This window comes from Bacillus sp. XT-2 (genome assembly GCF_025696525.1).
Taxonomy (GTDB): domain Bacteria; phylum Bacillota; class Bacilli; order Bacillales; family Bacillaceae; genus Bacillus; species Bacillus halotolerans.
Window position 1 is genome coordinate 295,195 of record NZ_JAHVOC010000004.1, and the last position, 13,468, is coordinate 308,662.

General features: G+C 43.2%; 11 protein-coding genes. 5 read left to right on the forward strand and 6 right to left on the reverse strand.

Going from position 1 to position 13,468, the window contains the following annotated elements; translation table 11 throughout:
• Positions 1 to 68 precede the first annotated feature (68 nt).
• The 3 genes from bcaP to citA form a co-directional block, all read right to left on the reverse strand.
• Complete coding sequence (gene bcaP, locus KXD37_RS13510) at positions 69 to 1,466, reverse strand: branched-chain amino acid transporter BcaP (RefSeq protein WP_101860899.1); 1,398 nt, start codon at positions 1,464 to 1,466, stop codon at positions 69 to 71.
• 248 nt (positions 1,467 to 1,714) lie between these two features.
• Positions 1,715 to 2,584 (reverse strand): SDR family oxidoreductase, encoded by an 870-nt coding sequence (locus KXD37_RS13515; RefSeq protein WP_024120728.1) that lies wholly within the window; start codon positions 2,582 to 2,584, stop codon positions 1,715 to 1,717.
• Between the two features lie 72 nt (positions 2,585 to 2,656).
• Positions 2,657 to 3,757 carry a citrate synthase CitA gene (gene citA / locus KXD37_RS13520; RefSeq protein ID WP_024120727.1) on the reverse strand — a complete coding sequence of 367 codons (1,101 nt, stop codon included), beginning with the start codon at positions 3,755 to 3,757 and terminating at the stop codon, positions 2,657 to 2,659.
• A 108-nt stretch (positions 3,758 to 3,865) separates the two neighbouring features.
• Between citA and citR the strand changes: the two genes are divergently transcribed.
• Positions 3,866 to 4,741: a transcriptional regulator CitR gene (citR, locus tag KXD37_RS13525; protein WP_024120726.1), complete on the forward strand. Its 876-nt coding sequence runs from the start codon at positions 3,866 to 3,868 to the stop codon at positions 4,739 to 4,741.
• Between the two features lie 68 nt (positions 4,742 to 4,809).
• Here citR and KXD37_RS13530 read toward each other — a convergent pair whose 3' ends face one another.
• The gene (locus KXD37_RS13530; RefSeq protein ID WP_127695594.1) at positions 4,810 to 5,811 is read right to left on the reverse strand and encodes a LysM peptidoglycan-binding domain-containing protein; all 1,002 of its coding nucleotides are present in this window, start codon (positions 5,809 to 5,811) and stop codon (positions 4,810 to 4,812) included.
• A gap of 538 nt (positions 5,812 to 6,349) precedes the next feature.
• Between KXD37_RS13530 and KXD37_RS13535 the strand changes: the two genes are divergently transcribed.
• Positions 6,350 to 7,726 (forward strand): alkaline phosphatase, encoded by a 1,377-nt coding sequence (locus KXD37_RS13535; RefSeq protein ID WP_263463618.1) that lies wholly within the window; start codon positions 6,350 to 6,352, stop codon positions 7,724 to 7,726.
• A 30-nt stretch (positions 7,727 to 7,756) separates the two neighbouring features.
• On the opposite strand, the gene spoVR is transcribed toward KXD37_RS13535, so the two are convergent.
• Positions 7,757 to 9,163, reverse strand: a complete 1,407-nt coding sequence (gene spoVR, locus KXD37_RS13540; RefSeq protein ID WP_024120723.1) for a stage V sporulation protein SpoVR — start codon at positions 9,161 to 9,163, stop codon at positions 7,757 to 7,759.
• Positions 9,164 to 9,329: 166 nt separating this feature from the next.
• Between spoVR and KXD37_RS13545 the strand changes: the two genes are divergently transcribed.
• The 3 genes from KXD37_RS13545 to KXD37_RS13555 all read left to right on the forward strand — a co-directional run bounded on the left by KXD37_RS13545 (position 9,330) and on the right by KXD37_RS13555 (position 13,012).
• Positions 9,330 to 10,862 carry a mechanosensitive ion channel gene (locus KXD37_RS13545; RefSeq protein WP_106021554.1) on the forward strand — a complete coding sequence of 511 codons (1,533 nt, stop codon included), beginning with the start codon at positions 9,330 to 9,332 and terminating at the stop codon, positions 10,860 to 10,862.
• 111 nt (positions 10,863 to 10,973) lie between these two features.
• The gene (gene nsrR / locus KXD37_RS13550; RefSeq protein ID WP_010333538.1) at positions 10,974 to 11,414 is read left to right on the forward strand and encodes a nitric oxide-sensing transcriptional repressor NsrR; all 441 of its coding nucleotides are present in this window, start codon (positions 10,974 to 10,976) and stop codon (positions 11,412 to 11,414) included.
• 152 nt (positions 11,415 to 11,566) lie between these two features.
• Positions 11,567 to 13,012 carry a LysM peptidoglycan-binding domain-containing protein gene (locus tag KXD37_RS13555; RefSeq protein ID WP_101863757.1) on the forward strand — a complete coding sequence of 482 codons (1,446 nt, stop codon included), beginning with the start codon at positions 11,567 to 11,569 and terminating at the stop codon, positions 13,010 to 13,012.
• A 42-nt stretch (positions 13,013 to 13,054) separates the two neighbouring features.
• Here the strand turns inward: KXD37_RS13555 and KXD37_RS13560 are convergent, their stop codons facing one another.
• A complete protein-coding gene (locus KXD37_RS13560) occupies positions 13,055 to 13,378 on the reverse strand; it encodes a YqzG/YhdC family protein (RefSeq protein ID WP_024120720.1) in 324 nt (107 codons plus the stop codon).
• Between the last annotated feature and the right edge of the window lie 90 nt (positions 13,379 to 13,468).

Sequence of the window (13,468 nt, forward strand, 5' to 3'; positions counted from 1 at the left end):
TTCTATATATTCATTTGATGAGAATAGAAAAAAGAGCGGCCAGTGTAAGCCGCTCTCTTCTTTGAGAGTTATTGATTTAATTTTGAATGCTTTCTTGAATATAAGAAATAGATCGCCATGCCAATTAACAGCCACACAAGGAAGCGGACAATCGTTACCCATCCAAGATTAAAAATTAAGAACAGGCAGAAAAGAATTGCTAAGCCCGGGATAACCGGAACCCCCGGACATTTAAAAGCTCTCGGGAGATCAGGCTGTTTCTTTCTCAATACGATAACCGCCACAGAAATCAGCACAAACGCTGACAGCGTACCGATGTTTACCAGCTTGGCAAGCTCATCAAGCGGAACAAGTGAACCGAGAAGCGCCGACATAATGCCGAAAAACCAAGTCGCAACATAAGGTGTTTTATGCTTCGGATGAACCTTAGAAAGCGAGCCCGGAACCAGGCCGTCACGAGACATAGCAAACATAACGCGTGTCTGTCCATAAAGCATCACAAGCATAACCGTTGTCATTCCCAAAACCGCGCCGATATCGATAATGCCTGCCACCCAGTTTTGCCCCGCGCTTTGAAGAACGAGAGAAACCGGATGATCGACGCCTGCAAACTGGGCAAACGGAACAACCCCTGTCATGATGGCTGATACAGTAACATATAAAATCGTACAAGCCAATAATGAGAAAATAATTCCTTTCGGCAGATCCTTCCCAGGGTTTTTCGTCTCTTCCGCAGCAGAGGATACAGCGTCAAATCCGATAAAAGCAAAGAAAACGAGCGCCGCTGCGCTGAAAACGCCGCCAAAGCCCATTGGCATAAACGGCTGCCAGTTATCCGGCTTCACGTAAACAGCTGCCACCGCAATAAATAAGAGAACGACCAGCACTTTTAAAATCACCATAATGTTGTTGACTCTTTTAGATTCTCTGATGCCTAAATAAAGCAAATACGTAATCGCAAGAACAATGACAAACGCAGGCAGATTAAAAATGGTAAATGTTCCTTTTACAGCCCCCGGAGCAGCCGTTAAGGCAACCGGAAGATGAATGCCAAGCCCGGACAAAAATGATTGAAAATACCCGGACCACCCGACTGAAACGGCACTTACCGCCAGCATATACTCTAAAATTAAATCCCACCCGATAATAAAGGCCAAAAGTTCTCCCATTGTAGCATAAGTAAATGTGTACACGGAACCTGAGACAGGCACACTTGAAGCAAATTCAGCATAAGACAATGCAGCGAATAAACAAGCCAGCGCTGCGACAACAAATGAAATGGTCAGTCCGGGTCCAGCAGTTACCGCCCCTGTCCCCGTCAGTACAAAAATCCCAGTACCAATAATGGCCCCAATCCCAAGCAATGTTAAGTCAAACGCCCCTAATTCTCTTTTTAAGGATTTTTCTCCATTTGTTGCAGCGATTAAATCTTGTATGCTTTTCTTCCTAAATACGCTTCCTTTCATTCCCCTTCAACTCCTAGCTGATGTTTTCTTTATATTTTATTTGAATTTTCTGAATTCATGAGCGGTAATGGCCGTTTTTCTTTTTTTCTACTATATTTGTACTGGTGATGAATCATTCCTTTCTCCTACTCAATATTATATATAAAAATCTGAAAATGAAAACTAAATTTTTAAAAAATTCGACAAATTTCTGCGGTAACATATTTTCATGCACAAAAAAACCAGCAAATCTGCTGGTTTTTTGTACATTATGTTGAAATAAAACGGCCGCCATTTACATGAATCGTCTGTCCCGTCATATAGGAAGATTCGTCAGATGCGAGCAAGACGTACGCCCCCGCATGCTCAACCGGCTGTCCCGGTCTGCCCATCGGTGTATCAAGTCCATGCTGTTTCACTTTTTCTTCCGGGAATGTCGCCGGAATCAGCGGTGTCCAAATCGGACCGGGCGCCACCGCATTCACTCTGATGCCTTTGTCCGCAAGAGATTTGCTCATTGATCGTGTAAAGGAGACAATTGCCCCCTTTGTACTGGAATAATCAATTAATGCGGTATCCCCCTCATAAGCGGTAATCGAGGTCGTATTAATGATTGCGCTCCCTTCTTTCAAATGAGGCAAAGCTTTCTTTGTCATATGAAACATTGAAAAAATGTTCGTGCGGAAGGTTTTTTCAAGCTGTTCTGTTGAAATATCAAGAATACTGTCCTGCGGGTGCTGTTCAGCTGCGTTGTTAACCAAAATATCCAGCTTCCCAAAATGGTCTACGGTTTGCTGTACAGCCTGTTCACAATGCTTCTCATCTCCGACGTCACCCGGAATCAGCAGGCAGCGGACGTTTTCCTGTTCAATCTGTTTTCGCGTTTCCTCCGCGTCAGAATGTTCGTCCAGATAAAGAATGGAGACGTCCGCCCCTTCTTTTGCGTACGCGATTGCTGCCGCTCTCCCGATTCCGCTGTCGCCTCCTGTAATGATCGCGACTTTTCCTTTCAGTTTTCCGCTTCCTTTATAATCACGGTCCTCTGATAAAGGAAGAGGATTCATTTCGGACTCAATACCCGGCTGCCGGTCCTGCCGCTGCGGTTCTTGTCCTTCTGTTTGTCTGTCCATTGGGTTCATATTGATCACTCCTAGACATGATAATACTGATCGTTTACCACATCACAGCAGCGAATAAACCGCAAAATATGTTTATAAAAGTACTTCTTCAGGAATAGCCCCTGTATATTTAGCTGACGGGCGGAAAATCATGTTGTTTTCTGCTTGTTCCAGCACGTGTGCGCACCAGCCTACCATTCGGCTTGCGGAAAACGTCGGTGTAAACAATTCATCATCAAAATCAATCGCCTTCATGACAGCAGCTGCATAAAATTCAACGTTTGTGTACAGCTTGCGGCCCGGTTTGTAGATGTCCAGCAAACGAATCGCTTCTGCCTCTACATGCAGCGCCAGATCCAAATCACGGTCATCGCCTGCAACCTCTTCAGCTTTCTGTCTCAAAGCTTCTGCCCGCGGATCTTTCGTCTTATACACGCGGTGCCCAAATCCCATCAGGCGTTCTCCTTTTTCAAGTTTTGCTGTCAAATACGCTGCAGCATTCGCTTTTTCTCCAATGTCTTCAAGCATTTTCGTCACAGCAGATGGAGCCCCTCCATGAAGCGGGCCTTTCATCGTGCCAAGCGCCGCGGTAATGGCCGATACCAAATCACTCTCTGTAGACAAAGTGACCCGTGCCGAGAAAGTTGATGCGTTCATGCCGTGCTCCATGGCCAGAATCATATATGTTTCAAGCGCTTTCTTTTTTGCTTCTGAAGGCTGTTCACCTGTGAGCATATAATAATAGTTTTCGACATGTCCGTACTGGGAAGATGGCTCAATGGCTTGCTCGCCGCGCACCCAGCGTTTTCTGTAAGCGATAATGGACGGCGTGATGGCAATCAGCCGAATCGCTTCTTCTATTTTTGGATAAAACGTGTACGTATTTTCCCCTAATGCTGAAACAACCGTTCTCAGTACCGACATGTCGTCCATGTTGTTTGGCAGCGACTGAATCAAACGCCCGATGCGGTCAGGCAGGTTTCGCTCCGCAATCAGCTTTTTTTCAAATGTCTGTAATTCATCTGATGCCGGCAGTTTTCCAAATAAGATCAAGTAAGCGGCTTCTTCAAAGCTGTGATGCAGCGCGATGTCTTTTGCATGATGCCCTCTGTAGATAAGGCGACCTTTTTCGCCGTCAATATGGCTGATTGATGTGTCCACACATGTAATTCCCTTTAATCCGTAATGTACCATTTGTATTCCCCCTATCCTTTTCTGTTATTATAGTAAATATAATATTTAAAAAATATTGAATATTTTAAAGGGAATTAATTAAAAATCTTAATCAGAGGGAGAATGGAAATGGATTTCAAATGGCTTCACACCTTTGTGACCGCAGCGAAATATGAAAACTTCAGAAAAACAGCAGAAACGCTTTTTTTATCTCAGCCCACTGTAACCGTTCATATCAAGCAATTAGAAAAAGAAATCAGCTGCAAGCTGTTCGAGCGAAAAGGCAGGCAGATTCAGTTAACCGATGAAGGCAGGGCTTATTTGCCGTTCGCACTGAGGCTGCTTGATGACTATGAAAACAGCATGGCAGAGCTCCACAGAGTGAGACAAGGCTACTCTCAAACCTTACAGCTCGCGGTTTCGCCGCTTATTGCCGATACCGTGCTTCCATCTGTTATGAAACGATACACTTCAATGAATACCGAAACAGAAATTGCAGTGAAAATTTTTGAATCGGCAGAAATCTCGTCTCTGATTAAAGCCGGCGAGGCGGATATCGGACTGAGCTGTTTAAAAGTCCAGTCTTCTTCTTTAACATGCCACTGTTTATATAAGGACCCTGTCGTCCTCGTTGCGCCTCCTGATCAGCGTTTCACATCAGACGAAGAAATTGATGCCAAAGAGGTGCTTGAGCAATACCTGCTTTTGACCCACAATCATCCTGACTACTGGGACGACTTACTCCGTCAAGTCAGAGTGACTTTTCCATTTGTGAGAACAATGAAAGTCACACAAACCCATATAACGAAACGGTTTATAAAAGAAGGACTTGGCGTTTCATTCCTCCCCTTATCTACAGTAAAGCGCGAATTAGAGGAAAAACAGATGATCAGAATTCCTTACCATTCTGTGCAGCTGCCTTATGCCGGTGCTTATGCGATCGCCCTTTATGAAAATAAGAAGGAAAAAAAGTTTTTGGACTTTTTATCACATTTTCATTTTTAAATGTAACCAAAACGAAGATGCTCCGTCTAATGAAAAAACCCGTTCTATGAACGGGTTACTTCGTAAAATTAGAATCTTTTCGCACCGAGGTAGCGAGGCTTCCAGTAGCTGTTGTTCAGGCTGCTGATTTGTACACCGTCAGATCCTGCATGAACGAAACTGTTGTTTCCAATGTAAATCCCCATGTGAGAAGGGCCGGATTTATATGTTGTAAAGAATACGAAATCACCGACAGACGGGCTGGCAATGCTCTTCATGGAACTCCAGTACCCCGCAGTGCTCGTTCTTGCCACACTTGTTTGTTTGTTTAATACGTACCAAATGAATCCGCTGCAGTCAAAACCGGAAGTTGTTGTTCCGCCCCATTTGTACGGCGTTCCAGTTAGCGCTTTTGCATCAGAAACCAGTTTGCTTACGTTAAGTGATGTAGATGATACTTTGCTGCTTGAACTAGATGAAGGCTTAGAGGAAGTGACAGGTTTTGAACTTGTTCCTTTCACCTTCAATACTTGTCCGACATAGATTAAATCTGATTTTAAGCCGTTGAGACTCTTTATTTTGCTAACCGTTGTGCCGTATTTTTTCGCGATTTTAGATAGACTGTCGCCGCTTACTACTTTGTATGTAGAAGTTGCAGACGTAGACACGCTTGATGAGCCGGAGCTGCTTGAACTGCTTGAGCCCTTCACTTTCAGAACTTGTCCGATACGCAGAAGATCTGATTTTAAGCCGTTCAGTTTTTTCAGTTCATTGATCGTCATGCCGTATTTTTTCGAAATCTTCCAAAGACTGTCGCCGCTCACTACTTTGTATGTAGAAGAAGATGAACTGCTTTTTGAACCTGATGTTGCCGATTTACCGTTAATAGATAAAGTCTGTCCTGCGTAAATAATATCAGAATGAAGCTTGTTTTCTGATTTAATTTTACTTATTGTGGTGCCGTATTTTTTTGAAAGATCCCATAACGTGTCGCCTTTTTTCACCTTGACGCTTTGTGCAGATGCCGCTCCTGCAAATAAGGTCGATCCTAAAACTACTGCTGTTGTAGCTGTAATGATTTGCTTTTTCATGTTTTCCTCCCTAAATATGTATATCTATTATTATCTCTTTTTTTAATTAATCATCTTGTTTTCTATTATAAGGATGGATTCCCAACAGAAATAGTCTTGACTTCACGTGACAAATTTCTTAATTATTCGTTTTCAAAAAAAGTTTTTAAGGGTATTAAATATTTCATTTTCATTTCAAAGGTGACAAAAAACGAGTGCTTTTGTCATGTTTTTTGGGCGGTTTATCAACATTTAGGAAATAATTGAAGAAGGTTTTGGGGATTTATGACATAGCGAAAGAATGTGGAACTTATAGGTTTCGATAAAAACTGCGGGCATCCGCAGTTTTTTTATTTAAACAACCATATCACGCATAAACCATGAGGTAAAGATTTTTCCGGAAAAATGAATGCTTTGATGAAAGAAAGGCAAGATAACGGACACAGACAATTTATATTCATCACAATCCTTTACCTAATGTTTACAGGATCAACAGCCGCACTTAACAAACATTCCCTATCGTAATAAGCAGAACAAATTAAAGGAGGCCTGCAAAAAAATGAGTCTGTTTCAAAAAATGAAATCAAAATTGCTGCCAGTCGCAGCTGTTTCCGTGCTTACAGCCGGTATATTCGCCGGTGCAGAGCTGCAGCAGACCGAAAAAGCAAGCGCCAAAAAACAAAACAAAGATGAGATCAGAAATGTCATTGTGATGATTGGGGACGGCATGGGAGCATCATACATAAACGCCTACCGTTCCATGAAAAATAACGGTGAAACACCGAACAACCCAAAGTTAACTGAATTTGACCGGAACCTGACAGGCATGATGATGACGCACCCAGATGACCCTGACTATAATATTACAGATTCAGCAGCCGCCGGAACAGCATTGGCGACAGGCGTTAAGACATATAACAATGCAATTGGCGTCGATAAAAACGGAAAAAAAGTAAAATCAATACTCGAAGAAGCCAAGCAGCAAGGCAAGTCAACAGGGCTTGTCGCAACTTCTGAAATTAACCACGCCACACCCGCATCATACGGCGCTCACAATGAATCGCGGAAAAATATGAACCAAATCGCCAACAGCTATATAGATGATAAAATAAAAGGCAAACAAAAAATTGACGTTTTGCTTGGCGGCGGAAAATCCTACTTTACCCGCAAGGACAGAAATTTAACGAAAGAATTTAAACAAGCGGGCTACAGCTATGTGACAACAAAACAAGCGCTGAAGAAAAATAAAGATCAGCAGGTGCTCGGGCTTTTTGCAGACGGTGGGCTTGATAAAGCGCTCGACCGCGACAGCAAAACCCCATCCCTGAAAGATATGACTGTTTCAGCAATTGACCGGCTGAATCAAAATAAAAAAGGGTTTTTCTTGATGGTTGAAGGCAGCCAAATTGACTGGGCCGCTCACGACAATGATACTGTCGGAGCCATGAGCGAGGTTAAGGATTTTGAACAGGCCTATAAAGCCGCTATTGAATTTGCGAAAAAAGATAAACATACGCTTGTGATTGCAGCTGCTGATCATACGACAGGCGGATTTACCATCGGTGCAAACGGCGAAAAAAATTGGCATGCGGAGCCGATTTTGGCCGCGAAAAAAACACCTGAGTTTATGGCCAAAAAAATCAGCGAAGGCAAACCGGTCAAAGATGTGCTCGCCCGCTATACAGATCTGGATTTCACACGTGAAGAAATGAAAAGTATTGAAGCCGCTTCACAGGCTGACAAAAGCAAAGGCGCCTACAAAGCCATCATCAAGATTTTCAACACCCGCTCTAACAGCGGCTGGACCAGTACCGATCATACCGGTGAAGAAGTACCGGTATACGCGAACGGCCCCGGAAAAGAGAAATTCAGCGGACTGATCAACAATACCGACCAGGCAAAAATCATATTTAACATTTTGAAAACAGGAAAATAAAAAGGATGCAGAACACTGCATCCTTTTTTCTTATAAATACCTGCGGTGAACCCCTTTTCCGTCATACGAAAACATCACTTGCTTATCCTCCAGCACAGATTCGATATGCACGCTTCTTCCCCACAGCTGGTATAAATAAGGAAGTACTTTCTCCAAGTATTTCAAATCCAGTTCTATGCCCTCATACCAATGCTTAATTAAGAGCTCGTTATTTTTCAGATAATCGCCTTCGTTTACTGTCAAATACGGAAATCCTCCGTTTACCCGCATGCTCACAAGCTGATCGCGGACAGCCTCCCACTCTTTATCGACGATTTTGTAGTCTCTGCCCTGCTTTTGGAACAGGTAAAGATCCTCGCGCATCACTAAATCTTTTGTTAAATAATTGCGGATGAATGAGATATCTGATTCAATCTCTCTGACCTCAAACATTTTCTCCCGGCCTGAGTTCGGCTTGACGCCCATTTTCTTCATTTCCTCAGTCGGATTGTTATACCGTTCCTCAATATCTTCAAAAATCTTCAGTCCCAAATAATAAGGGTTAATTCCCGTTTTTGACGGCTGGACAACCCCGGCATTCAGCTTGGCGAACTCTATCGCTTCATCAGAGGTTAAATCAAGCTCCCGGATAATTCTTTGATGCCAGTATGAGGCCCATCCTTCATTCATAATTTTCGTTTCCAGCTGAGGCCAAAAATAAAGCATTTCTTCTCTCATCATCGTCAAAATATCACGCTGCCACGGCTCAAGTTCCCTTGAATGCTCTTCAATAAAAAGCAGAATATCTTTCTCGGGCCGCGGCGGGAAAGGTTTTTTTGATTTTTTCAGTTGTTTTCTCGGTTTCTTTCCATCTAAATTCCATAGATCATCGTACGGCGTAGCCATTTCCTCAAACTCTTCTTCCTCATCATCCACACTCCACTGGAGCTTCGGACGCACCAAAGAAGGATCGATATGCTCCTGGATTGAAAGGATCGCGTCTAAAAAGGCCTCCACTTCCTTTATTCCGTGAATCCGTTCATAATACTTAATCCGCTCCGCCGTTGCCGCCATGCTTTCCACCATGTCACGCTTCGTGTTTTGGAAGCGGCAGTTGTTTTTGAAAAAGTCACAGTGGGCGAGTACATGGGCGACAATCAATTTATTTTGAATCAGTGAATTGCTGTCCAGCAAAAAGGCGTAGCATGGGTCTGAGTTAATGACAAGCTCATAAATTTTGCTTAATCCAAGGTCATAATGCAGTTTCATTTTGTGAAACTGTTTCCCGAAGCTCCAGTGGCTGAATCTTGTCGGCATCCCGTACGCGCCGAATGTATAAATAATTTCAGCCGGGCAGATTTCATATCTCATCGGATAGAAATCAAGGCCGAATCCTTTTGCAACTTCGGTAATTTCCTCAATTGCCCGCTGTAATCCCTTTTTCTCCTCCGCGTTCAACCGAATCCCCCCTACTTGGACTTATCTATAATGTATGAGCCCGCCTGATAAAAGATGATAAGTCACATTTCCGCCTGAAAAAAACTTGCCCTGCACATTGGCCTGTTTGCCAAATGTGTCAGTGGGTAAAAACAGACCATATTACGAAAAAAAGGAGCGATACCAATTGAATGCAGCAGACATGTTTTCTTCTTATCTCAGTAAATTGCCAAACCTCATCATTGCTTTGCTTGTCTTATTAATCGGATGGGCTATCGCCAAAATCATTGAAAAAGCGGTGTACAAAGGGCTCAGAAAAACAAAAATCGACGACAAGATCTTTGCTGAGAAAAAGCCGTCACGCTATTCATCGGAAAAAATCGTAAGCAAGGTCGTTTATTTTATCGCTTTGATTATCGTCTTTATTTTATTCTTTAACATTTTGCACCTGACAACAGTGGCTTCGCCTTTTGTCAGCATGCTTTCTGCTATTGCAGCAGCTGTTCCGAGCCTGCTGAAGGCCGGATTGATTCTGCTGTTAGGCTGGGCGGCAGCTTCTGTGTTAAGCTTTCTTGTCAAAAAAATCGGGATGAAGCTGAACACGAGCGAAAAACTGCGCAAATGGAACTTGGTATCTGAAGGGAAAGATATTCACCAGGCAGTTAACGCCGCTTCACAAATTGTCTTTTACCTCGTGCTGCTCATATTCTTGCCGGGAGTCTTATCTTCACTGAATATCAGCGGAATTTCAGGCCCGTTTACAAATATGATGGAAAGCGTACTCGCTTTTCTGCCGAAATTATTCGCTGCGGCGCTGATCGTTTTAATCGGCTGGCTCATCGCCCGCCTGGTCCGTGACATCATCACAAATTTCCTAGCAAGCATCGGTACAGAAAGATTCGCTGCTCGTATGGGGTTATCCATTTACTTAAAGGATACAAGCCTTTCAGCTGTCATCGGGACCATTGCTTATGTGCTGATTTTAATTCCGGTTGTCATTTCAGCGCTTGATCGTCTTGATGTCGCCGGCATTTCTCAGCCAGCCGTCTCTATGCTCAATACCATCTTAAACATGCTTCCGAATATCATTATCGCCATCGTACTGATTTTAGCCGGTATATGGGCCGGAAAATGGGTAAACACAATGGTGTCCGGACTGCTCCGCCGTGCAGGCTTTGATTCTTTATTAGGAAAAATGGGCGTAGAACCTGGCGCATCCGCAAAGCTGTCACTCTCCCAAGTTGTCGGTATGATTGCGCAAATCATTGTGATCCTGCTGTTTACAGCCGAGGCGCTGCAAATTGTTCAGCTGCATTTACTCGTTGAGATCGCAGGAGGCATCATCGCGTATCTGCCGAATGTCCTTGTCGCAGTATTTATCCTCGGAATCGGCCTTTACGCCGGAGAATTGGTGCGCAAGGTACTGGCCAGCATGATCAAAGGTCAGGAGTTCAAATCTTTAGCTGCGATTGCAAAGTATACAATCATCGCACTGGCTTTCTTTATGGCACTAGATCAGCTCGGAGTCGCTGACACAATTGTTAATTCCGCATTTATCATCGTGCTTGGCGGATTCGCACTTGCATTCGGTTTATCATTCGGTCTTGGCGGAAAGGATTTTGCTTCACGTTATCTTTCTAAATTCGAACGCAAAATTCAAAATACCGAGGTTGATACGAAAAACCGTTCAAAACAAAATCCTTCCAATGACATGAATTAAAAAAAAGCGTGTACCCAGCAGGGTGCACGCTTTTTTAGGGAAATTCCTTTTTTTTCATTTTATAATAGATTATGATAAGATATAGAAAATGTCTTATTCCGAGGTCTTAATATGAAGTTAACAAATTATACAGATTATTCATTACGAGTTTTGATTTTTCTTGCTGCAGAACGTCCCGGAGAACTTTCAAATATAAAACAGATCGCCGAAACGTATTCTATTTCAAAAAATCATCTCATGAAAGTCATATACAGGCTCGGTCAGCTCGGATATGTAGAAACGATACGCGGACGTGGAGGCGGCATACGTTTAGGCATGGATCCTGAAGACATCAATATTGGAGAGGTCGTCAGAAAAACAGAAGACGATTTTAATATTGTTGAATGTTTTGATGCGAATAGAAATCTCTGCATTATTTCTCCAGTGTGCGGCTTAAAACACGTGCTTAATGAAGCGCTTATGGCCTATCTTGCCGTTTTAAACAAATATACGCTGCGAGACCTTGTCAAAAATAAAGAGGAAATTATGCAGCTTTTGAAAATGAAGGAATAGTTGATGATTCCTTCTTTTTTTATGCCCTTTTTCCTGCTTTCTGTTAAGATAATATGACTGATTTTTAAAAAAGGCAAAACGATGAGTTGAATCTGCCGATATAAAAAAGAAACAGCATATTCAAAATCATTGGGGGAAAAAGGAGAGCTCAGATGAAAAAGAAATTAGCAGCAGGGCTGACAGCATCCGCGATTGTCAGCACAACACTAGCGATTACACCCGCTGAAGCAGCAACGATTAAAGTCAAAAGCGGAGATTCCTTATGGAAGCTGGCGCAAAACTACAACACAAGTGTAGCGGCCATCACATCCGCCAACCATCTTTCGACTACCGTCCTGTCAATCGGCCAGACGCTTACCATCCCAGGCAGCAATTCCGGCACTTCATCATCTTCTTCAGGCTCAACAGCAAAGAAGAGCGGAAATTCTGTTTACACAGTGAAAAGCGGCGATTCACTATGGCTGATTGCCAATGAGTTTAAGATGTCGGTACAGGAACTGAAAAAGTTAAACGGATTGAGCAGCGACATGATTCGTGCAGGGCAAAAATTAAAAGTATCCGGAAAGGTTTCTTCAAATTCCAGTTCCGGCACTTCAAGCAGCTCTAAATCATCTAAATCGAGCTCAAGCTCTTCAGCTTCGACTGGCACTTACAAAGTGCAGCTAGGTGATTCGCTTTGGAAAATCGCGAACAAAGTCAATATGTCCATCGCTGAATTGAAGGTATTGAACAATTTAAAATCAGATACCATTTATGTGAATCAAGTGTTAAAAACAAAATCAGCGGGTTCTAATTCGTCATCCAAAGACAATTCATCCAAATCGAATCAATCAGCGTCAGCAACAACGAAGTACACCGTAAAAAGCGGAGACTCACTTTGGAAGATCGCAAACAAATATAACCTGACTGTACAGCAAATCCGAAACAGCAACAATCTGAAATCAGACGTTCTGTACGTCGGACAAGTGCTGAAGCTGACCGGCAAATCGTCTTCCGGCACATCAACAACACCGTCTTCGTCAAATTCAAGCTCCGGCACAACGACGACTACATATACGGTGAAGAGCGGGGATTCCTTATGGGTGATTGCTCAAAAATTCAATGTGACAGCCCAGCAGATCCGGGAGAAAAACAACTTGAAAAACGATGTCTTACAAATCGGCCAGAAGCTCACGATTACAGGCAAAGCTTCATCTTCAAATTCAAGTTCCGGATCTTCAGGCAGCACGATCTCAACAAGCGCGAAGATTAACAAAATGATCGCGGCCGCTAAGGAGCAGCTTGGCGTTCCATATCGCTGGGGAGGAACGACACCGGCCGGATTTGACTGCAGCGGATTCATTTACTATGCGCTAAACAAAGTGACATCTGTGTCCAGATTAACGGCGGCCGGCTACTGGAACACCATGAAATCTGTCAGCCAGCCTGCAGTTGGAGACTTTGTCTTCTTTTCGACATACAAAGCCGGCCCTTCTCATGTCGGGATTTACCTCGGAAACGGGGAATTTATTAATGCCAACGACTCAGGGGTTGTCATTTCAAATATGAACAACTCATACTGGAAACAGCGCTACCTCGGAGCAAAGCGTTATTTCTAAAAACAAAACTGTATGGCCTTTGTCGGCTGTACAGTTTTGTTATTAAAGACGAAACACATTGATGCTGATCATATGTTTTGTCACAGGGTGAAAATATACTTCCGCACGCACGGAAAATGTTTCATCATTCTGTTTGACGGTCACCCGAAAGACATCCTTTGTCTGCTGGTCATTCACCTCGGTCCGCCCCATATAGGCGTAATCGGAAAAAGAAGCCCCTTTATATTCATCTTGAATTTTACTCCAAGCGAGCTGTTCCCACTTTTGAACAGACTCGTTCATGTTTTCTGAATGCCCTTTTGCAGCCATCGATAAGATGATGAAACCGCAAAACAGAAGCGCAATGGCATACGGCAGAGATTTCATGTTTTCAGTCTCCTGTACCCAGATTATTTTCATCTTAGGTTTTCCAAAACCGCTTGGTTCATTCAGACATTTTCATTTTATGTCTCCCTC